Annotated in this window: 25 protein-coding genes; 11 read left to right on the top strand and 14 right to left on the bottom strand. The window is 58.5% G+C overall.

All coding sequences use genetic code 11. The annotated features are described in order from the left end of the window. Position 1: 1 nt before the first annotated feature. From nrfD to aroQ, 10 genes are all read right to left on the bottom strand, one after another. Positions 2–901, bottom strand: coding sequence for an NrfD/PsrC family molybdoenzyme membrane anchor subunit (gene nrfD / locus WCX18_RS05080; protein WP_345990282.1), 900 nt, complete (start codon positions 899–901; stop codon positions 2–4). Further along, positions 901–1,542 (bottom strand): 4Fe-4S dicluster domain-containing protein, encoded by a 642-nt coding sequence (locus tag WCX18_RS05075; RefSeq protein ID WP_345986528.1) that lies wholly within the window; start codon positions 1,540–1,542, stop codon positions 901–903. Before WCX18_RS05075 ends, nrfD begins: the two co-directional genes overlap by 1 nt. A 326-nt stretch (positions 1,543–1,868) precedes the next feature. Beyond that, the gene (gene hisD / locus WCX18_RS05070; RefSeq protein ID WP_345990280.1) at positions 1,869–3,167 is read right to left on the bottom strand and encodes a histidinol dehydrogenase; all 1,299 of its coding nucleotides are present in this window, start codon (positions 3,165–3,167) and stop codon (positions 1,869–1,871) included. A gap of 114 nt (positions 3,168–3,281) precedes the next feature. Then, entirely contained in the window at positions 3,282–3,698 is a 417-nt protein-coding gene (locus WCX18_RS05065) for a DUF255 domain-containing protein (protein WP_345990278.1), read from the bottom strand. Then, entirely contained in the window at positions 3,695–4,210 is a 516-nt protein-coding gene (locus WCX18_RS05060) for a shikimate kinase (protein WP_345990276.1), read from the bottom strand. The genes WCX18_RS05065 and WCX18_RS05060 overlap by 4 nt, the downstream gene beginning before the upstream one ends. Before the next feature lie 20 nt (positions 4,211–4,230). Continuing rightward, a complete protein-coding gene (locus tag WCX18_RS05055; protein WP_345990274.1) occupies positions 4,231–4,545 on the bottom strand; it encodes a cupin domain-containing protein in 315 nt (104 codons plus the stop codon). Then, positions 4,529–5,077, bottom strand: coding sequence for a hypothetical protein (locus WCX18_RS05050; protein ID WP_345990273.1), 549 nt, complete (start codon positions 5,075–5,077; stop codon positions 4,529–4,531). The genes WCX18_RS05055 and WCX18_RS05050 overlap by 17 nt, the downstream gene beginning before the upstream one ends. Next, a complete protein-coding gene (locus WCX18_RS05045; RefSeq protein WP_345990271.1) occupies positions 5,077–5,901 on the bottom strand; it encodes a MinD/ParA family protein in 825 nt (274 codons plus the stop codon). The genes WCX18_RS05050 and WCX18_RS05045 overlap by 1 nt, the downstream gene beginning before the upstream one ends. After that, positions 5,901–6,392 carry a 2-amino-4-hydroxy-6-hydroxymethyldihydropteridine diphosphokinase gene (gene folK / locus WCX18_RS05040; RefSeq protein ID WP_345990269.1) on the bottom strand — a complete coding sequence of 164 codons (492 nt, stop codon included), beginning with the start codon at positions 6,390–6,392 and terminating at the stop codon, positions 5,901–5,903. The genes WCX18_RS05045 and folK overlap by 1 nt, the downstream gene beginning before the upstream one ends. Positions 6,393–6,396: 4 nt before the next feature. Then, on the bottom strand, positions 6,397–6,876 hold the full coding sequence (aroQ, locus tag WCX18_RS05035; protein WP_345990267.1) for a type II 3-dehydroquinate dehydratase: 480 nt from the start codon (positions 6,874–6,876) through the stop codon (positions 6,397–6,399). Positions 6,877–6,955: 79 nt separating this feature from the next. Here aroQ and WCX18_RS05030 point away from each other — a divergent pair, with 79 nt between their 5' ends. The 11 genes from WCX18_RS05030 to WCX18_RS04980 all read left to right on the top strand — a co-directional run bounded on the left by WCX18_RS05030 (position 6,956) and on the right by WCX18_RS04980 (position 16,784). Continuing rightward, positions 6,956–8,173 (top strand): aminofutalosine deaminase family hydrolase, encoded by a 1,218-nt coding sequence (locus tag WCX18_RS05030; protein WP_345990265.1) that lies wholly within the window; start codon positions 6,956–6,958, stop codon positions 8,171–8,173. Positions 8,174–8,175: 2 nt separating this feature from the next. Further along, the gene (sppA, locus tag WCX18_RS05025; RefSeq protein ID WP_345990264.1) at positions 8,176–9,045 is read left to right on the top strand and encodes a signal peptide peptidase SppA; all 870 of its coding nucleotides are present in this window, start codon (positions 8,176–8,178) and stop codon (positions 9,043–9,045) included. Positions 9,046–9,107: 62 nt separating this feature from the next. Next, positions 9,108–9,524 (top strand): PAS domain-containing protein, encoded by a 417-nt coding sequence (locus WCX18_RS05020; protein WP_345990262.1) that lies wholly within the window; start codon positions 9,108–9,110, stop codon positions 9,522–9,524. 300 nt (positions 9,525–9,824) lie between these two features. Then, positions 9,825–10,352 carry a UbiX family flavin prenyltransferase gene (locus tag WCX18_RS05015; protein ID WP_345990260.1) on the top strand — a complete coding sequence of 176 codons (528 nt, stop codon included), beginning with the start codon at positions 9,825–9,827 and terminating at the stop codon, positions 10,350–10,352. Then, positions 10,345–10,836: a pantetheine-phosphate adenylyltransferase gene (coaD, locus tag WCX18_RS05010; RefSeq protein ID WP_345986514.1), complete on the top strand. Its 492-nt coding sequence runs from the start codon at positions 10,345–10,347 to the stop codon at positions 10,834–10,836. Before WCX18_RS05015 ends, coaD begins: the two co-directional genes overlap by 8 nt. Continuing rightward, positions 10,821–11,408, top strand: a complete 588-nt coding sequence (gene tmk, locus WCX18_RS05005) for a dTMP kinase (protein WP_345990258.1) — start codon at positions 10,821–10,823, stop codon at positions 11,406–11,408. The genes coaD and tmk overlap by 16 nt, the downstream gene beginning before the upstream one ends. Beyond that, positions 11,405–12,616: a histidine--tRNA ligase gene (hisS, locus tag WCX18_RS05000; RefSeq protein ID WP_345990256.1), complete on the top strand. Its 1,212-nt coding sequence runs from the start codon at positions 11,405–11,407 to the stop codon at positions 12,614–12,616. Before tmk ends, hisS begins: the two co-directional genes overlap by 4 nt. Before the next feature lie 16 nt (positions 12,617–12,632). Next, positions 12,633–14,465, top strand: a complete 1,833-nt coding sequence (gene speA / locus WCX18_RS04995) for a biosynthetic arginine decarboxylase (RefSeq protein ID WP_345990254.1) — start codon at positions 12,633–12,635, stop codon at positions 14,463–14,465. An 11-nt stretch (positions 14,466–14,476) separates the two neighbouring features. Then, on the top strand, positions 14,477–15,175 hold the full coding sequence (cysE, locus tag WCX18_RS04990) for a serine O-acetyltransferase (protein ID WP_345990252.1): 699 nt from the start codon (positions 14,477–14,479) through the stop codon (positions 15,173–15,175). After that, positions 15,172–15,519: a VanZ family protein gene (locus tag WCX18_RS04985; protein ID WP_345990250.1), complete on the top strand. Its 348-nt coding sequence runs from the start codon at positions 15,172–15,174 to the stop codon at positions 15,517–15,519. The genes cysE and WCX18_RS04985 overlap by 4 nt, the downstream gene beginning before the upstream one ends. Positions 15,520–15,617: 98 nt before the next feature. Next, positions 15,618–16,784: a pyridoxal phosphate-dependent aminotransferase gene (locus WCX18_RS04980; protein WP_345990247.1), complete on the top strand. Its 1,167-nt coding sequence runs from the start codon at positions 15,618–15,620 to the stop codon at positions 16,782–16,784. Positions 16,785–16,893: 109 nt separating this feature from the next. Here WCX18_RS04980 and lpxD (WCX18_RS04975) read toward each other — a convergent pair whose 3' ends face one another. The 4 genes from lpxD (WCX18_RS04975) to WCX18_RS04960 are packed head-to-tail and all read right to left on the bottom strand — an operon-like array spanning position 16,894 to position 20,991. Then, the gene (gene lpxD, locus WCX18_RS04975) at positions 16,894–17,844 is read right to left on the bottom strand and encodes a UDP-3-O-(3-hydroxymyristoyl)glucosamine N-acyltransferase (RefSeq protein ID WP_345990245.1); all 951 of its coding nucleotides are present in this window, start codon (positions 17,842–17,844) and stop codon (positions 16,894–16,896) included. Beyond that, complete coding sequence (gene lpxD, locus WCX18_RS04970) at positions 17,831–18,826, bottom strand: UDP-3-O-(3-hydroxymyristoyl)glucosamine N-acyltransferase (RefSeq protein ID WP_345990243.1); 996 nt, start codon at positions 18,824–18,826, stop codon at positions 17,831–17,833. The genes lpxD (WCX18_RS04975) and lpxD (WCX18_RS04970) overlap by 14 nt, the downstream gene beginning before the upstream one ends. Further along, on the bottom strand, positions 18,827–19,300 hold the full coding sequence (ilvN, locus tag WCX18_RS04965) for an acetolactate synthase small subunit (protein WP_345990240.1): 474 nt from the start codon (positions 19,298–19,300) through the stop codon (positions 18,827–18,829). Continuing rightward, entirely contained in the window at positions 19,297–20,991 is a 1,695-nt protein-coding gene (locus WCX18_RS04960; protein WP_345990238.1) for an acetolactate synthase large subunit, read from the bottom strand. Before WCX18_RS04960 ends, ilvN begins: the two co-directional genes overlap by 4 nt. Positions 20,992–21,094 lie beyond the last annotated feature (103 nt).

The raw sequence follows: 21,094 nt of genomic DNA, 5'->3' as shown, positions 1-21,094 counted from the left end.
TTTAGCTCATTGGCAGGAGTTGCGGAATGACAAGCCAGACGTGCTTGACGATCCAGAGTCCCACGATCGCAGAGAGTGCTGCAACTTTCAGCAGGCCTGCAGAACGGTTTGTTACGCTCAGGATGACAAGGACGAACGGTGCGATGAAGGCCAGAACCTGACCGACCCAGAACATCGTCGTATACTCGCCGTGGCCTTTGACCGCTTCAAGTGTTGCCGCAACCTCTTCTGCTTTGATCGGGCCGAAAACCAGCTCGGACATATAGAGGATGAATGCTGCCAGCGCGGAGAGTCCGAGGACAACCGCGAGGTCGCGCTTCGCTTCGTACGGCAGATTGCCGCCCATCAGCAGGAGCGTCGCGGAACCCGTCAGGGTCGCCGCCAGGATCATCTGCGCCGCTTCCGTCGGCATCTGCCAGAGTTCGCGTGCCGTCGCTTCCGCCATGATAGCCGCAGTGTAAAGTGTCACCGGTACTGCCAGGATGACCGCCCACACCAGGAGCTTGTCAAAGAGCGCGTTGTCCTTTTTGATGAAGGTCGCGAACGCCATACCGAACAGCACGAGGACGAGGATTGTGACGATCCATGCACCGACGGTAATCGCCGACGTCCAGTGCGGGTGGAAGAAGATGTGCCAGAAGCGGAACATCTGGTGCAGGTCAATGACCGTAAAGAACAGGAAAATATGGATGAAGACGATGGAGACCACCGTCACCGGGAAACGCAGGCTTCCAGCCGCTTCCGGGTAGCGCTTCAACAGGTAGAAGAGCATGAAAATGACACCGGTACCGATGCTTTTCGCCCACATGTTCATTGTAATGATCCATCCCCAGACGATACCCGGGAGCCCGACGTCGAGTGTGACGACGGCATTTGTCGCAGCTACAGCTTCATGTACCATTAGTGGTGTCCTCCTACCGGCATGTGTGTCGTCAGCTTGTTAAAGAGCTGGTGACCTTCGACTCTGAACGATGCCAGAGGATTGAGGGTGACGTTGCCGCCGCCGACATAGTAGTGGTGCGGATCCGTGCCTTTTTCCGGTTTGCGGACCTGCACATCGCCCTGATGGTTCTGGATGTACTTGCTGATGTTGGACGTCGGATCGTCCAGGTCGCCGAAGATGTTCGCTTCAACCGGACAGGCAACAACACACGCCGGCATAAGGCTCGAAGCGATACGGTGGGCACAGTACGTACATTTATCCGCCGTCTGTGTCTCCGGATCAATGTAGATCGCACCGTACGGACACGCCATGACACAACCCGCACAACCGATACAGCGCTCTTTGTCGATGTTCACGATACCGTTGTCGATGTAGTGCAGCGCGCTGACCGGACAGATGCGCTCACAAGGCGCATTGTGACAGTGGTTACAGCGCAGCGGAGTAAACGTCCGTTTTGTCTCCGGGAACGTACCCACGTCCACATATTTAACACGAAGACGCCATGTCGAAAGCGGAACTTGGTTTTCCACTTTACAGGCGATCTCACAACCCTTACATCCCATACACAGATGCAGATCAACCAGGAAGCCTAATTGCATGTGTTCTCCTTACACCAGTTTTAAGCGGCACAGACGCTTTTGTATCCTCCGTTTCGGAACGGAAAATGCAAAAGCGTCAGTACGATTATCATGCCTTATAATATTTAAAACCCCCGCAAATAGGGGGATTACAAGGCATTTACGCTACATGGATGCTATCGGATTTAACTTTAACTGAAACTAAATTTGTGGCACACACTTATCAAAAATGGACTGATATGTGTAAAAAATGCGGAGTTGGTAAAATTATTTTTAATAATATAAAAAAGAATTGAAGAAGATGTTCAACTAAAGTGAACATCTTTGCTGGATAAGCAGCGGTTATCTTACTCGGCGTTTTCCATGCGGACGCGGACGGACTGTTCATGTGCCGTCAGCCCTTCCGTATGCGCAATCAGGGCGCACGCCTCGCCGATTTCGTTGATGGCCCCGCGCGAGAATGCGATGACGGAGGACTTCTTCATGAAGTTCTCCACGCCCAGCGGCGAGTAGAAACGGGCCGTGCCGCCGGTCGGCAGCGTGTGGTTCGGCCCGGCGACGTAATCCCCTATCGCCTCGGGGGTATAGTGGCCCAGGAAGATGGCGCCGGCGTGCTTGATGGAAGCGAGCAGTTCAAAGGGGTTGTCCGTCGCCACCTCGAGGTGTTCCGGTGCGACCTCGTTCATCAGCGATACCGCCTCGGCCATGTCACGCGCGACGATGATGGCTCCCCGTTCGACAATGGACTTGCGGGCGATCTGTTCGCGCGGCAGCTTCTGCAGCCAGGCTTCGATCTCGAGGTTCACCTGCTCTGCCAGTTCGGCCGAGGGGGTGATCAGGATGGAGCTCGCCATCTCGTCATGTTCCGCCTGCGACAGCAGGTCGATCGCGATGTGGTGCGCATTCGCGCTCGCATCGGCCAGGACACCGATCTCGCTCGGACCGGCGATCATATCGATGTTGACGTCGCCGAAGACGAGTTTCTTCGCCGTCGCGACGAAGATGTTGCCCGGTCCCGTGATGACGTCCACCTTGGGAATCGTCTCCGTCCCGTAGGCCATCGCCGCGATCGCGGAGGCACCGCCGACCTTGTAGACCTGCGTCACGCCGCAGAGGTGGCAGGCCGCCAGCAGCAGGGCATTGGGTTCGTTCTCCGGTGTCGGCGTACAGACGACGATCTCCTCGACGCCCGCGACCTGCGCCGGGATGACGTTCATCAGCAGCGAACTCGGATAGGCCGCTTTCCCGCCGGGGATATAGAGGCCCGCGCGGTCGACCGGCGTCACCTTCTGCCCCAGAATCGTCCCGTTGCTTTCGGTATCGAACCAGGATTTGGGCAACTGCTTCTCATGGTAGGACTTGATGCGGTCGTAGGCGAGGTGCAGCGCCGATTTCAGTTTGGGCTCCAGCCCTGCGTAGGCCCGCGCCATCACGTCCGTATCGATTTTGAGCTCTTCGTCCTTGACGGGCGTCCACTGGTCGAATTTCGCGATGTGGCGCTTCAGCGCCGTGTTCTGCTCGCTGCGGATCTCCTTGATGATCCCGCCGACGATAGCGGTGACATGCTCGATATCCATTTTCCCGCGTTCAAGCAGGTTCGAGAAAATCGTGTCGAAGTCGGCGGCGGTCGTCGATGTAAATACCATAATGTGTCTCTTTTCTATACTTCTTTGGCGCAATTATAGCCTGTTTGTTTCTTGAATGTCACCCGGCAGGCGCTTGTCGCGGCGGTTCTACGGGTTTTTTTATCACTCCGGCCGCTACTGCCTTCGCTGTTCTTCGTATGCCTGCAGAACAATATCCGTGGCCTTCAGAAAATCGGCGGCACCGACGGCACCCGGAATCGCCGGGAACATCGCTTCGCCGCTGCCTTCAAGGAACCAGAGTGCCGGTGTCCCGGGGCTCCAGAGCTCCTGCGGGACGTAATCGCCGTCGTCCGTATAAGCGATCACGTTGACGAACTTACCGTTGAGGCGTTCAATCACCTCGGCGTTTTGAAAGGTCGTCGCCTCCAGGTGGCGGCACCATTTGCAGCTGTGACGGGAGAAGACGAAGAAGAGCGGTCTGTCCAGTGCCTTCGCCTTCGCAAGGGCAGTGTCAAAGTCTTTTTCCCACTGGATTCCCGCCCCGGATAACAGTGTGGTCGTCAGCACCAGCAGGGAAAAGAGCCTTTTCATTTTTTGAGCACCTTCTTGATGATCTCTTTCGCGATCTTCTCGGGGCTTTTGCCGGCGACATCGATAACGATATCGGCCGCTTTCATATAGTGTTTTTCCCGCTCGTCGTAGAGGGTGCGGGCGCGGGCCTCATCCTGGAAAAGGGGACGTTTTTTCAGCTTCTTTTCCGCATTGGGGTGGGCAAGGATACGGCGGTGGATCGTGTCGAAATCCGCGTGCAGCAGGACGACGGTGCCGATCTTGTGCAGGTTCTTGACCTTGAAAAAACCGCCGCCCGTGGAGATGAGCGTATGCCGTACGTCCGATTCGAGCCAGTCGGCGACCTGCTGTTCGATCTTGCGGAAATGCGCTTCGCCCTCCTCTTCAAAGATCTTCTTGATCTTCCGGTTCTCCATACTCTCGATCACATCGTCAGTATCCAAGGCCACCATGGGGTGCTGTTTGACGATCTCGCGGGCGATACTGCCCTTGCCGACTCCCATGAATCCGATTAAAATAATATTCTTTGCCATCTGCGTTCCTTCCGGTTATCCTAACTAACCGCTGATATATCTTTGATAAAAACCGCCAGCCAAAGGGCGTCATCCGAGGTCGAGAGCACCCGGTGCCGGCAATGCGCCGGCAGGTGCAGCGTATCGCCGCGCAAGAGCGTCACACGGCGCGCCCCGATCTCCAGCTCCGCTCTGCCCTCGAGCAGAACGGCCCACTCATCCTCATCCTGGTCGTACCATTCCGTCCGCGCACGGTTCGAAGCGATCCGCTCGATCCGGACCGCGTCATTGCGCAGCAGGATATCCAGCCGCTCTTCGCCCTCCTCCGGGAGGGTGAACTCATAGAGATTCGTCATGCAGCACCATGCGCACCGTCGTCTGCAGCAGCAATCCGACGGCGATGTCGAACCGTGCTTCGAGGAGGTGTTTTCCTCCCGGGATCTGCGCGGCCTGCACCATACGGCTGCCTCCGGAAAAAAGCGTCCCCGTCGATGCAAAAAGTTCCCTGTCAATCGTAGTGAGCGGGTGCTCCAGCAACGGATCGATCTCCAGCGCGCCCAGGCTCTTTTCATTGACCAGGTTGACAAGCGGCTCGGGGACGACCAGATAACGGGGCGCTTCCGCATACTGCAGCAGCACATTTCCGGTCTCTTCCGTCGCGCGGCCTCGCCGGACGATGCTCTTGAGCGTCACCGTCGCCGGGGCGCCCGTCAATGCCCCGAGCGCCTCCGCCCACTGCCGTGCCGTTGCCTCCAGCGCGCTGCGGAGCGCACTGACTTCCGGTGCCGCTCCCTCGCCACGTTTGACCGGCTGTTCGGCCTTCGGCGCCGTTCCAAAGAGCTCCATCAGCGCATCGACCTCGGCCTGGTTCAGGATACCGCGCGCCATCAGAACTGCTCCAGCAGGCGTTTGAAGAGCCCGGCAATACCGCTTTCGCTCGCCTGCACCGTGACGCTGCGGTCGATGTCGGCCATGATGTTCTGCGCAATCGCCTGCAACTCCCGGGTCGGCCGGGCGGTCGGGAATTCGCGGACAAAGCTCGAACGCCGTTTGACGGCATAGGCGACCTTGTCATCCCGGGTCATCTCCCCGAGCAGCTCGAGGCGGAGGTCCGGCCCGATATGCGTTTTGGCGACCGTGCTGATCTTCGCAAAGATATTGTGGGCCTCTTTGGGGCTGTGCACCTGGTTGAGGATCATCTTGATATCCTTGCGGCGGCGCGCGGTCACTTTGATCGTGGCATAGGCGTCCGTGATGGCGGCGGGATCGGGTACCGTCACGACGATGACGTCGTCGGCCGACTGCAAAAAGAGCTGGGTATGTTCGCCGATGCCCGCCCCGGTGTCGATGAGCATGATATCGATGTCGTCGAGCACGCCCGTCTCGCCGATGAGCCGTTCAAACATCCCCGCATCGCAGTAGCGGAAGATCTCCTCCCCGCTCTCTCCGGGGATCAGCAGCAGGTTCTCCGCGACGGGAATGACGACATCGCGCAGCGCCGCCTCCCCCTTGAGCACGTGCAGGATATTCTTCCCGGCCGTCACGTTGAACATGACATCCAGGTTCGCCAGGCCGATATCGGCGTCGAACACCGCCACCTTCAGGCCGCTGATGGAGAGCAGCAGCGCCAGGTTGGAGGTGATCGTACTTTTGCCGACGCCCCCTTTGCCGCTGGTTACGGCAATGAAGCGGGTCCGCTTGGCCCGGCGCATCAACGCGTCCTCCCGGGCAGCAGGGAGAGCGGTATGACGACGCTGTCGCGCTCCCGCCAGTGCGGATGGGGCACGGTCAGGTCGGGGTAGTCGAGCGTCCTGCGGTCATAGAAAAGTATGTCGAGGTCCAGGGTCCGCGGGGCATTGGAAAAGGTGCGTACCCGCCGGAAACGGCGTTCGATACGCAGAAGGTGGTGCATCAGTGCGCGCGGCGGGAGCGTCGTCTCGACGAGGAGCACCCCGTTGATAAAATCGGGCTGGTCCGTGTAACCGAACGGGGGGTTCTGAAGCAGCGGCGATGCGGAAAGTACATTGATAAAGGGGTCCCGGCGAAGGAAGACGAGCAGCCGTTCGAAGCGCCTGACGACGTCTCCCACGTTGCCGCCGATCCCGATCACCGCTCTGTGCGGCAGCCTGCGCATGGGGAAAAGCCCGGGAAAGTTCCCTGTACGGATCAGGGCCAGGCCCGAGGGGAGCCGCCGCTCGACCATTGGCTTAGGCCTGCTGCGCTGCCTGCTGCGCCGCCTGTTGTGCCACACGGATTTCGTTGAAGATCTGCAGCATGCCGACCATGGCGAGGTGGTAACCGAACGGCCCGAAGCCGACGATGGAGGAGGTACATACCGGTGCGATCATGTTCTTCTGTCTGAACTCTTCGCGGCGTGCGATATTGCTGATATGCACTTCGATCGTCGGCAGGCTGACGGCGGAGATGGCATCGCGGATCGCGACGGAAGTATGGGTGTAGGCCGCGGCATTGAGGATGATACCGTTCGCGTCGCCGTAACACTCCTGAATGCGGTCAACGATCTCGCCCTCGAGGTTGCTCTGGAAAAACTCGACTTCCACCCCGTTCTGCTCTGCGAACTCTTTCATCTGCTGGTGGATCTGTTCAAGTTTCATCGGCCCGTAAATCTGCTGTTCACGGACGCCGAGCATATTGAGGTTCGGTCCCTGAATGACTGCAATTTTCATTAATCTTCCTTATCTCGTTTTAAAATCGAGTGGGTATTATACGCCTGACTATATTAAAGCGTACTTCTAGGGGCAACCGATGACGATCCTCATTCCCTCCGCAATCCTGACACCGACCGGCATCACGACCGAACACGCCGTCGCCTTCGAAGAGACCATCGTCGCCGTCGCGCCCGCCGATGAACTAAAGGCGCGTTTCCCGGACGCCGAAATCCTCGAAGCGGAAAAGCCGACGCTTCTGATGCCGGGACTGATCAACGCCCACGTCCACCTTGAGTTCAGCGCCAACAAAACGACCCTGAAATACGGCAACTTCCTCACCTGGCTCTACAGCGTGATCGAGGAGCGCGATACGCTCATCAATGCCTGCGGACGGGAGTGTCTCGATCGCACCATCGCCATGATGCTCGACAACGGCATTACCGCTTTCGGGGCCATCAGTTCCCACGGCCTGGACCTCGAAGCCGCAGCCGCGGCCCCGCAGAAGGTCGTCTTCTTCAACGAAGTGATCGGTTCGCAAGCCGCGATGGCCGACGCGCTGTACACGGACTTTCTGCAGCGCCTCGACAACTCCAAGACCGTCGAACGCCCCGGCTTCTTCCCCGCCGTCGCCATCCACTCCCCCTACTCCGTCCACCCCGCCCTTATCAAGCGTGCCCTTCGCGTCGCACGTGACGAGCATCTGGTCACGACGGCCCACTACCTTGAAAGCCCGGCCGAACGGGAGTGGCTCGACCGCAACGAAGGGGAGTTCAAACCCTTCTTTCAGGAGCTGCTCAAACAGGAGTATGCCGTCAATGACGCCGCAGGTTTCCTCGAACTCTTTGCCGAGACGCCGACGCTGATGACCCATGTCGTCCAGGCACAGCCGCAGGAGCTCGAAGCCCTCTCGCAGGGGGGCCATACCGTTATCCACTGCCCCGTCTCCAACCGGCTGCTGGGCAACGGGGCCATCGACCTTGACGCCCTCGAGGCGCATGAACTCCCCTGGCTGACGGGCACCGACGGGCTCAGCTCGAACTACGCCCTCGACCTCTTCGAGGAGATGAAAATCGCGCTCTTCCTGCATTCGGAGACCCCGCTGCTCCCCCTGGCCCGGCGCCTGCTCAACAGCGTCACCGTCGACGCCGCCAGGGCCCTGCGCCTCAACTGCGGCGAAATCGCCGAGGGCAAGGCCGCCGACATGCTCTGGGTTGAACTCGACCACACCCCCAGCGACGATACGCCGCTGCACCTGCTGCTGCAGCGCTACCCGCTCCGCCAGATCTTCATCGACGGTATCTCACGCAAAGGCTGACCATGCATTTTCTCAAAACGCTGTTCGCTCCCCTGGGCGCATTGATCGACTACATCCAGAACCACTTCAAAGCGCTGCTGTTTTTGCTGCTGCTCTTCATCATCTTCTTCCCGATGCCCGACGACGGCTTCGAGACGGTCAACCTCCAACGGATCGAACTGAGCGGTCCGATCTTTGACACGACCGACGTCGTACGCGAGCTGGATGAAGCCTGTGCCAACCCGCAGATCAAAGGGGTCCTGCTCGTCGCCGACTCCCCCGGCGGTGCGGTGGCCCCCTCCGTCGAGGTCGCCTACGCGCTCAAGCGGCTGCATGACGCCAAGCCCGTTGTCGTCTACGCCAAGGGGGTTCTCGCCAGCGGCAGCTACTACGCCTCGATCTGGGCGGATGAAATCGTCGCCAACCCCGGCGCCATGGTCGGTTCCATCGGTGTAATCATGCAGGGCGCGAACCTGGAGGGGCTGATGGAGAAGCTCGGCATCGGGACCCAGGTCGTCAAAGCGGGCAAGTACAAGCAGGCCGGCACGCCGGACCGCCAGTGGACGCCCTACGAACGGGCCGAAATCGACAAAGTCATCCAGGACACCTATGCGATGTTCGTACGCGATGTCGCCGAAGCGCGCGGCCTGGACCCCGCCAAAAGCGCCGAGTTCGCCGATGCCCACATCTTCACGGCCCGGCAGGCCGAGGCCGTCGGCCTCATTGACAGCGTCGGCGTCGAATATGATGCACAGCGGCTGCTCGAAAACCGCACCGGGGTCACCGAGCCCGTCTGGAATGCGGAGAGTGAAATGGAGCGTTTTTTCCGTACCCTCGGGGCGGAAGGAGTAAGCATGCTGCAACTTTATTTCCCGCATATGGTTCTCAAATAAAGAGCACGCTATAATGTGAAAAACTGATGGACGGACTGCGCCATCATTCAAAGAGACACTATATGATCAAACGACCGAAACCTATCGATGAAGAAGTACTTTTCGACGGCAGAAGCCTGATCTCCGAGACCGATCTCAAAGGGGTTATCACCTTCGTCAACCGTAAATTTGTAGAGATGACAGGCTATTCCAAAGAGGAGGCCGTGGGGCAGCCTCACAGCATTCTGCGCCATCCCGATATGCCCAAAGCGGCGTTCGAGGGGATGTGGAAACTGATCAAAGAGGGCAAGACCTGGGAAGGGTATGTCAAAAACCTCCGCAAAGATGGAAAGTACTACTGGGTCGTCGTGACGATCGTGCCGAAAAAAGATGAGGCGGGCAATATCATCGGATACATCGCTTCGCGTAAGATGCCGGACCGCGACAAGCTCAAAACCGTCATCAAGCAGTACCACGACCTGATCGCCAAAGAGAAGTAGGCGCCGCTTCGCTAACAAACGTTATCGCAACGCTGCGGAGCACTTTCGCCTTTCTGCCCCTGTATTGCGGGCACTTTAAGGATAACGCCAAGTTTGCTCTGCTAGAGTGGAGGCAGGGTAAATGTTTTACCTTGGTTTCAACCACGTCGCGGACCGCGCCGGTCCGCATGTTAAAGTTTCGTTCAGAGACGGAAGGAGACTTCGGTCCTTCTTCCCTCTTTCTTCCCCATATTTCCGACACCCTACGCAACCTAAGTCCCCACGTGGTAAAATAGCACCCATTTCAATTTGCGAGCGTGCATGAAGATCATCATAGCCATCAGCGGTGCAAGCGGGGCCTCCCTGGGACTCAAAACCCTCCGTGCCCTTCCGGACCATGTCCAGAAGCACCTTATCGTCTCCGAAAACGCCAGAACGGTGTTCCGCCACGAGCAGGATGTCACGCTCCACGATGCGGATGACATCGCCGCACCTTTGGCCTCCGGTTCCTTCGGCGCGGACGCGATGATGATCATCCCCTGCAGCATGAATACCCTGGCCAAGGTGGCCGTCGGCATTGCGGACAACCTCACCACGCGGGCAGCTGCGGTGATGATCAAAGAGCACAAGACCCTGCTGCTCGCCCCGCGGGAGATGCCCTTCTCGGCCATTGCCCTGGAGAACATGCACAAACTGGCCACCCTGGGCGTTTTTATCGCCCCGCCGGTCCTGGCCTACTATTCGCAGCAGGAGAGCCTCGATGCCATGGAGGACTTCATGATCGGCAAATGGTTCGACCTGGTCGGGATCGAAAACAATCTTTACAAGCGCTGGGGGAGCGATGATTAAAACAGCACTCTATCCGGGGACCTTCGACCCCATCACCAACGGGCACTACGACATCATCGCACGGGCGCTCAAACTCTTCGACCGCGTCATCGTCGCCGTGGCCGAGTCGCACACCAAAAAGCCGATGTTCACCCTCGACGAGCGCGTCAGCATGGCCAATGCCGCCGTCGGGGGGCTGCAGCACGTGGAAGTGATCGGTTTTGACAACCTCACCATCGACCTGGCCCGCGAATACGGTGCAGACATCCTCATCCGCGGCCTGCGCGCCGTCAGCGATTTCGAATACGAATTGCAGTTGGGCTACCTGAACCATTCGCTCGACGCGAACGTCGAAACGGTCTACCTGATGCCCAGCCTGCGCAACGCTTTCGTCAGTTCGTCCATCGTGCGCAACCTGCTCACCTTCAACGGCAAGACGGAGCATCTTCTGCCCGCCGAGGTCGAAGCCATCATCCGGGGAATGGACTCATGTACCTTGTCCTAGAGGGGATCGATACCGCCGGCAAATCGACCCAGATGCAGGCCCTGCGGGCGCTCTTCCCCGACGCCTGCTTCACCAAGGAGCCCGGCGGCACCGCTGCCGGAGAACGGATCAGGGAGCTGATCCTGGAGACGGGTGTGCGCTCCGAACGCGCAGAGATGCTGCTCTTCCTGGCCGACCGCAGCGAGCATATCGAGGAGGTTATCCTCCCGCACCGCTCCGAGCTGATCATCTCGGACCGTTCCGTCATTTCGGGGATGGCCTACGCCATGGTCAAGCAGGCCTTCGAGCCCGACGAACTGCTGCGCCTGAACCGCTTCGCCACGGGCGGAGTCCTGCCCGATTTCGCCGTGATCCTGAAGCTGGAGGAGACGGAGCTGATGCGCCGCCTCGCCCGGAAGGCCCACGACACCATCGAGTCCCGGGGCACCGAGTACCTGCTGGCCATACAGGACGAGCTCGAACGGGCTGCCCGGCTGCTGGGCATCCCGACCCTCGTCATCGATGCCGGTCTGGACGTCGACACGATCACCGAACAGATTCAAGAAATTATCATCACCAAAGGAGAGTCATGATTCGTTCCCTGCGTGGTATGAATGACATTCTGCCGCCGGACAACGTGCGGTTTGAATACTTTTTACAAACAGCGACGGCCATCGCCCGCCGCTACGGCTTCAGCTATGTCGAAACGCCGCTGCTCGAGGAGACGGCGCTCTTCAAACGCTCCGTCGGCGAGTCCAGCGATATCGTCGGCAAGGAGATGTACCAGTTCATCGACAAGGGCGACAACGACGTCTGCCTCCGTCCCGAGGGGACCGCCGGGGTGGTCCGCGCTTTTGTGCAGAACAAGCTCGACCGCGCCGGGGGGATCCAGCGCTACTTCTACCACGGGCCGATGTTCCGGTACGAACGCCCCCAGAAGGGACGCCTGCGCGAATTCCACCAGTTCGGGTGCGAAAGCTTCGGCGTCGATTCGGTTTACGAAGACGTCACGATCATTACGATGGTCGCCGACATTCTCGCCGCGCTGGGGATCTCCTTCCGCCTCAAGATCAACTCCCTCGGCGACCAGCACTGTATGCCGCAGTACCGCGAAAAGCTCGTCGGTTTTCTCGACAAGCACGAGGAACATATCTGCGAGGATTGCGCACGCCGCAAGGCGACCAACCCCATCCGTGTACTCGACTGTAAGAACGAACAGTGCCAGATCCTCTACAAAGAGGCCCCGAAGCTGATGGACAACCTCTGCGAAGCGTGTGACAGCGACTTCGCAACGCTCAAACAGCTGCTCGACGAAGGCGGGATCGCCTACGAAGTCGACACCCACCTGGTGCGCGGCCTGGACTACTACTCCAAGACCGCCTTCGAATTCGTCAGCGACGAGATCGGCGCGCAGAGCGCCGTGGCCGGCGGGGGGCGCTACGACCGCCTCGTCGAGTTCCTGGACGGCCGCGCGACCCCGGCCGTCGGCTTCGCCATCGGAATCGAACGTCTGCTCGAACTGGTCAAAATGCCCGAGGCGGTCCGCGACGGTTATTACATGGGGGCAATGGATGCGGAGTCCCTCCCCCCGATCATGCAACTGGCCCGGGCGAAACGCACTGACAACACTGTCGTCGTCGAATACGCGCCCAAAGGCCTCAAGGCCCACCTCAAAGGGGCCGACCGTATCAATGCGCGCTACTGTGTCGTCATCGGCGAGAACGAACGTGCGGCGGGGAACGTCTGGATCAAAGATCTCGACACCAAAACCGAATCGGTAATTGCGGCCGATCAACTCTAATTCAGGAAGCAAAAACATGCAACAGCCCTACGGACTCGATATCTGGGGTGACCACAACTTCATCATCCGCGACGGCAGAGCCCACATCAACTACAAGAGCTCACCCGCGCTGATCGATATTATCAAGCAAATCCGTTCGGAAGAGATTAGCGGACCCGTAATTCTCCGGTTCCCCCACCTCATTTCCAAACAGATCGATGCCCTCTACGGCCACTTTAACCGCGCCATCGAGGAAAACCACTATCATGGGCGCTTCAAAGCCGTCTATCCGCTGAAAGTCAACCAGTACCCGGAGGTCGTCAAGTCCATCGTGGAAGCGGGCAAGGATCACCAATACGGCCTGGAGGCCGGTTCCAAGGCGGAACTGATCCTCGCCATGGCCAATACGCCGACTGGCTCACCGATTACCGTTAACGGCTTCAAAGACGTCGAGATGATCACCATGGGCTTCCTCGCGGCCCAGATGGGCCATAACATCACCCTGACCATCGAAGGGATCGGCGAACTCGAATCGATCATTGAAGTCGCCGAAAGCACCCCCTACCGCGTCCCGAACATCGGCATCCGGATCCGCCTGCACAGCGGCGGCAGCGGGATCTGGGCCAAAAGCGGCGGGATGCAGGCGAAGTTCGGCCTTACCTCGACCGAGCTGCTCGAAGCCTTCGAACTGCTCAAGCGCTATGACCTGCTCGACCGTTTTACGATGCTGCACTTCCATATCGGTTCGCAGATGGACGAGATCGCCCCGCTCAAACGTGCCCTGCGCGAAGCGGGGAATATCTACGCCGAGCTCAAACGGATGGGGGCCGATACGCTGCGCGCCATCAACATCGGCGGCGGCCTCTCCGTCGAATATGCCCAGCACCCCTCACAGCGGGTCCGCAACTACAGTCTCAAAGAGTTCGCCAACGACGTTGTCTTCCTGCTCGGCGGGATCATGAATGACAAGGGGGTCGAACATCCCAACATCGTCACCGAATCGGGCCGCTTCATTACCGCGTCGCACGCCGTCCTCGTCACACCGGTACTGGAGCTCTTCTCCCACGACTACCAGGAGCGCTCCCTCAAGCTCAAAGAGGTGAATCCGCCCCTGATCGAGGAGCTGCTCGAACTCAACAACATGCTCACCTCCGGCAACAGTATCGAGTACCTGCACGATGCGCTTGACCACCTCGAATCCCTGCTCAAGCTGTTCGAGCTGGGTTATATCGACCTGCAGGACCGTTCCAACGCGGAGACCCTGGTGCACCTCATTATCAAGAAGGCCCTCTACCTCAAACAGAGCAACCAGCTCCCCGAGATCGAACGGCTGCAAGAGAGGCTGCAGGAGCGCTACCTCGTCAACAGCTCCTTCTTCCAGAGCATGCCGGATTACTGGGGCCTCAAACAGCACTTCCCCGTGATGCCGCTGGACCGTCTGGAACAGCCGGCCATCCGGGCGGCATCCCTGTGGGATATCACCTGCGACAGCGACGGGGAGATCGGTTTCGATCCCAAAGCGCCGCTCTACCTGCACGACGTGGACCTCGACGTCGAAGAGTACTTCCTGGGCTTTTTCAACGTCGGTGCCTACCAGGAGACCCTCGGCATGCATCACAACCTTTTCAGCCACCCCAGCGAGGCGACGGTGCTGATCGACGATGACGGCTACCGCTTCACGAACCTCGACGAAGCCGAGGACATCCTCGAGATCCTCGACAACCTCGAGTACGATCCGGCCACCGTATTAAAACAACTTGAAACGCGGATTGCCGAATCCGAATTTAGGACAAAGGAAGGAAACCGTGATACACTTTCCACACTCAAACACTTCCTGGCGCAAAACGGCTATTTGCGTACGACAAAATAAAGGGGTTACCGGTGGGCCTATTTGCTGAAATCAAAGAAGATTTTGTCAACGTCTACCATAACGACCCTGCCATCCGAAGCCGCTTCGAACTCTTTTTCAACTACCCCGGTATCTGGGCGGTCACCTGGTACCGGATCGCCAACCGTTTCTACCGCAACGGTTTCCGCCGCACCGCACGCTTCATCATGGCGATCAACCAGATCCTGACCAATATCGACATCCACCCGGGAGCCACGATCGGGCGCCGCTTCTTTATCGACCACGGCATCGGGGTCGTCATCGGCGAGACCTGTATCATCGAAGATGACGTCCTCGTCTACCAGGGTGTGACGCTTGGCGGCGTCAGCCTGACCCCGGGCAAACGCCACCCGACGATCAAGAACCATGCCGTTATCGGCGCGGGCGCCAAAGTGCTCGGCGATATCATCATCGGTGAAAATGCCAAGATCGGCTCCAACTCGGTCGTCGTCAAACCGGTCCCGGACAACTCCACCGCCGTCGGTATCCCGGCACGCATCATCGAAAAAGGGCGCGACAAGGACCCGCTCAGCCACAACAAGCTTCCCGACATCGACAAGGAGCTCTTCGAATACCTCCTGAAGCGTGTGGCCGTCCTTGAACACATCCTCATGCAGGATAATGCCGAAATCCTCGAGCAGGATCTCGAACTGGAGAATATCTACGACTCCTTCCTCAAAGCGATGAAATGACCGCCGCGAGGCTTCTCTTCGCCGCCGCACTCCTCGCCATTTCGATCCTCGCCTTTATCCCCAGCTACGAACCGCTGCCGAAACTCGCTTCCTTCAGCGATATCCTCAACCATTTTGCCGCCTTTTTCACCCTCTATATGCTCCACCTTTTTGCCTACCCCGCACTTTCCTGGCGAATTCGTAGCGCCGCCCTGCTCGGCTACGGGCTCCTCATCGAGATCGTTCAGGCCTTCCTGCCGAACCGTCACGCATCGTTTTCGGATATTGCCGTCGATGCCGCTGCGGTGGCCGCCGCGATGCTGCTTCACCGTGTTGCCTGCCGTTTGAGAACACGCTGCACCTAAATTTTCTCCCGACGCTCCTTTTCAACACTGCCCTTATGCTTATAGTGGTATAATTTCAGGATTTAACACTAGGGATATTTCCCGCCTAAAGGCCTAGAATGCAACTGACCGATAGAGTAAACGTTCTCTCCGAATCGATCACGATCGCCGTCACCGCACTCGCGCAGGAGTTGCGCGCGCAGGGTAAAGACGTGCTGAGTTTCTCCGCCGGCGAACCGGACTTCGGTACGCCCCGTGTCATTAAAGATGCCGCAATCGCCGCTATCGAAAGCGACAAAACCCGCTATACGGCCGTTGACGGCATCCCCGAACTGAAACGTGCCGTCATCGAGAAACTGAAGCGCGACAACGGCCTGCATTACGAGATGAACCAGGTCATCGTCAACAACGGCGCCAAGCATTCGCTCTTTAACCTCTTTTCGGCAACGGTCCAGGAGGGTGACGAGGTCATCATCCCCGCACCTTACTGGGTCACCTACCCGGAACTGGTCAAATACTGCGGCGGTACCCCCGTCGAGATCATGACCGACGATGCCAGTGGCTTCAAGATCACGCCGCAGCAGCTGCGTAATGCCATCACGCCGAAAACGAAGATGCTGATTCTTACCACGCCGTCGAACCCGACAGGCGCCGTCTACTCCAAAGCGGAGCTCGAAGGGCTGGCAGAAGTCCTCAAAGGCACCGACATCATCGTCGCGAGCGATGAGATGTACGAAAAACTCGTCTACAAAGGGGAGTTTACTTCCGCCGCATCGATCAGCGACGACATGTTCAAGCGTACCGTCACCATCAACGGGCTGAGCAAATCCGTCGCGATGACGGGGTGGCGTTTCGGTTACATGGCTTCCGCGGATGCCAAAATGATCAAAGCGACCAAAGACCTGCAGAGCCAGAGCACGTCCAACATCAATTCCATCACCCAGTACGCCGCCATCAAGGGCCTCGACGGCTCCGCGGATGATGAGATCGAGATGATGCGCCAGGCCTTCATGGCACGCCGCGACGAAGCGGTCGAACGCTTCAACGCCATCGACGGCCTCTCCGTGCTCTCGCCGGACGGTGCCTTCTACCTCTTTGTCAACATCAAAGAGATCACCGAAGACTCCATGACCTTCTGTAAACGCCTGCTCGCAGAAAAAGAGGTCGCGGTCGTCCCGGGTCTCGGCTTCGGGATGGACGGCTACTTCCGCTTCAGTTTTGCCACCGATATCGAAAACATCCGCGAAGGCATCGCGCGGATCGCCGACTTCGTCAAAACCTACTGATTCTTACGGGGATGGCGCTTTGCGCCGCCCTCATCTATTCCACACCGCCAATTTACATAAAAAGAAGAAGAGATTGTACTGCACCGCCGTGCAGAAAAGAGGCCTTGATTCAGGCTTTGAGCAGACGCGCGAGCTTGCCCTGGAGTTTCAGCCAGAGCTTGTGTTCCATCAGCGGGAACCCGCCGTAGACACCGGCTTTGTCGACGTTCTTCGTCACCCCGCCGCGCGCGGCGATCGTCGTAAACGGTGCAATGGAAAGGTGGCCGGCCGTCGCGCTCTGGCCGCCCATGACGACGTTGCGTCCCAGGCGGGAGGAGCCGGCAAGCCCCACCTGCGAGACCAGGACGCTGTATTCGCCGATGACGCAGTTGTGCCCGACCTGCACCAGGTTGTCGATCCGCGCCCCTTTTTTGATCACGGTGCTCTTGAAGACGGCACGGTCAATGGTCGTGTTGGAGCCGATCTCGACATCATCTTCGATGACGGCATTCCCGTTTTGATAGATCTTGACGTGCTCGCCCAGTTTCGTCGTTGCAAAGCCGAAGCCGTCGCTGCCGATCACCGTCCCTGCATGGATGATACAGTCGCTGCCGATCCTGCAGTCACGGTAGACCGTGACATTGGGGTAGAGGATCGTATTGTCGCCGACGGTGACGTTGTTTCCGATAAAGACACCGGGCATAATGTGGCAGTTTTGGCCGATAGTACTCCCCTTGGCGACAAAGGCACCCGCTTCGATCACCGTCCCTGCACCTACGGCGGCTTCGGGCAGATCGTGTTCAAGGCGCTGGGGCGCGAAAAAGGCGGAGGCTTTCGCCAATGCAATATAGGGCTCGTCGACGATCAGGGGGATGGAGTGTGCCGGCAACTGCTGCGCCATGGACGCTGTCACCAGTACGGCCGCGGCATTCGTAGCGGAGAGCTGTGAAGCGTATTTCGGGTTTTCCAGAAAACTCACTTCATTCTGTCCCGCATCCTGCAGCGCATTGAGGCCCGCAATCTCACGATCCTCACCGTTGTACGTAATGCCCAGTTTTTGGCAGATTTCACTCAACTTCATGGGTTTTGACTCGCTTTTTTGTGCTGATCCCCTCTTTGGCCAGCTTCGACAGCCGGCTTTGCAGCCGGCTCCAGAGGCGGTGTTCCATCAACGGGTAGCCGCTGAAAATTTTGCCGCTCTCCTTGATGGATTTCGTCACGCCGGAACGTGCCGTAAACGTTGTAAACGGGGCAATCTCCAGGTGATCCGAGAATGCCGTCTGGCCGCTGACGACACAGTTGCGACCCAGACGCGTCGAACCGCCGACACCGACCTGTGCGACGAAGATACAGTGTTCCCCGATATCGCAGTTGTGCCCCACATGCACATTGTTGTCGATCTTCGCACCGCGACGGATGAAGGTGGAGTTGAAGAGTGCCCGGTCGATCGAACAGTTCGCGCCGATTTCGACGTCGTCCTCGATGACGACATTGCCGTTTTGATAGATCTTGACGTGCTCTCCCTGCGCCGTATGCGCATAACCAAATCCGTCCGCACCGATGGTCGTCCCGCCGTGGATGCGGCAGCGTGCCCCGATTCGGCAGTCACGGTAGATCGTCACATTGGGAAAAATAACCGTATCGTCGCCGATCACGGCGCCCGAACCGACATAGGCACCGGCCATGACCGTGACACCATTACCGATCACGGCCCCCTTCTCGATATTGGCGCGCGGATCGATAAAGCTCTTTTCCCCGATAAGCGGTTCGGCGGCATCATGGTCGATCAGCGGCGGGGTAAAAAGGGATGTCGCCTTTGCCATACTGAGCGAGACGTCCTCGCACACGAGCGCGATGCAGTGCTCCGGAACGGCATCTACGGCATTCGCTTTGACCAGAACCGCTGCGGCCTTTGTCGTTTCCAGGGAGTTGAGGTAACGGTTATCTGAAAGGTAGGAGAGTTCGTCCGCCGACGCATCCGCCAGCGTATTCATGGCACGGATCTCGCGCTCTTCACCCGGCAGCGGCGTACCGAGTGTTTCCGCGATGAGAGAGAGTCGCACCTAGCGCTCCAGTGCCACGGTACCGCTGCGGACAATCTCTTTGGGGTTGAAACGCTTGACGGCCTCGAGGTAGTGCGAAACGCGCTTGGGCTCATCGGCGACCATCGCAATGAGCATGTCGTTGCCGACGTTGACGATCTTGCCGTTATAGGCTTTGCTCAGTGTCTCGATGTCGGAAAGGTTCTCGGTGATCGGGAACTTGACCATCGCCATCTCCTTCTCGACGAGATCGGCATGCTCGTAAACCCGCAGGACCGGGATGAGCTTGTGCAGCTGCTTGATGATCTGTTCGATCACCCGGACAGAGCCGGAGGTCGCGATTGTGAGGCGCGAATATTTCGATTCCGGGATCGGTGCAACGGTCAGCGACTCGATATTGTAGCCACGGGCCGAAAAGAGGTCTGTGATCCGCGAGAGCGCGCTCGCCTCGTTCTGTAAGATGACCGAAACGACTCTTCTTTCATTCTCCATCATTTATCCTTGTATTCCAACATCATATTGAACAGCGAACCGCCGGCCGGGACCATCGGCAGTACGTTTTCGAAACGCGAGACGTTGACGTTGATCATCGCAACGACGTTCTTTTCGACGGCGTCTTTGAGCGCGGCGTCGAACTCCTCTTTCGTCTCGACGTTGTAGCCGACCCCGCCGAAGCTCTCGACGAGCCCGACCCAGTTGGGCTGCATGGAGAGGTCCGTTTCCGAGTAGCGCTTGTCATAGAACAGTGTCTGCCACTGGCGGACCATCCCCAGGAAGTGGTTATTCAAAATAACGTTGATGACCGGCAGTTTGTACTCGACCGACGTCATCAGCTCCTGGATGTTCATCAGGATCGAGCCGTCGCCCGTGACGTTGATGCTGACACGCTCCATATCACCGCGCTTGACCCCCATCGCCGCCGGGAAGCCGAAGCCCATCGTCCCCAGACCGCCGGAGCTGATGAACTGGCGCGGACGCGAGAAGGGATAGAATTGGGCCGTCCACATCTGGTGCTGGCCGACGTCGGTACTGATGTTCGCCTTTTCGCCCAGCAGCTGACCGATGCGCTCGATGACCCACTGCGGCTTGATGACACCGGGTTCCTCTTCGTATCCCAGCGGATGCAGCTTGTTGAAGTGTTCGATCGTCTCCAGCCACGGGGCGTAGCGTTCCGCATCGATCTTCCCTTTTGCCAGGGCGCTCATCTCCTCGACGACGTACTTGACATCACCGACGATCGGGTACTCCGCATTGACCAGCTTGGAGATGCTCGCGGGGTCGATATCGACATGGATAACGTCGGCGTTTTTCGCGAACTCGCTCAGTTTCCCGGTAACGCGGTCATCGAAACGTGCGCCCAGCCCGATAATGAGGTCGGTCTCGCTCATCGCCATATTCGCGGCATAGGAGCCGTGCATGCCCAGCATGGAGATCACCAGCGGGTTGTCTGCGCCCATCGTGCCGCGGGCCATGAAGGTTTCAACTGCCGGTATCCCCGTCAGTTTCGCGAACGCGCGGACTTCGTCTGCAGCATTGGCATTGATAACCCCGCCGCCCAGGTAAAGCAGCGGACGTTTGGCCGCGGCGATCGCATCGATCGCTTTCTTGATCTGGCGGGCATTGCCCTTGGTAGTCGGTTTGTAGGTCTCCATCTCCACCGGACGGCTGTAGTCAAACTCGGCGATCTGGGCCGTAACATCCTTGGGGATATCGACGTGGACCGGGCCGGGGCGCCCCGTCGCGGCGAGGTAAAATGCCTCTTTCAGGACACGCGGCAGGTCAGCCGCGTCGGTAACCAGGTAGTTATGCTTCGTACAGGAGCGGCTGATCCCGACGGAATCGATCTCCTGGAAGGCATCCGTCCCGATCAGGGACATCGGGACCTGCCCGCTGATAACGACGAGGGGGATGGAGTCCATATACGCATCGGCGATTCCCGTCACGGCGTTGGTGAAGCCCGGACCGGAGGTGACCATCGCCACGCCGACCTTGCCGGTGACCTTCGCATACCCTTCTGCCGCATGCACGGCCGCCTGCTCGTGCCGGGTCAGGATGTGTTGGAAATCATTTTGTTTGTATATCTCGTCATAGACGTTCATGATGGCACCACCAGGGTAGCCGAATACGGTATCGACCCCTTCGTGTTTCAGTGCCTCAATGACCATCTGTGCGCCACTCATCTGCATGGCTTTCTCCTCGTAAAAACGTCCCGTAGATAGCACAGTGTTCTATCGGTTCCGAGACTCTATCTAAATCAGATAAAAATGGGGTAATTATAGTCGATTAATC

Origin of the sequence: Sulfurimonas sp. HSL1-2 (genome assembly GCF_039645565.1) — a bacterium.
Classification (GTDB): Bacteria; Campylobacterota; Campylobacteria; order Campylobacterales; family Sulfurimonadaceae; genus Thiomicrolovo; species Thiomicrolovo zhangzhouensis.
Note: the sequence above shows the minus strand (reverse complement) of the source record. Positions and strands in the feature narration are given on the sequence as shown.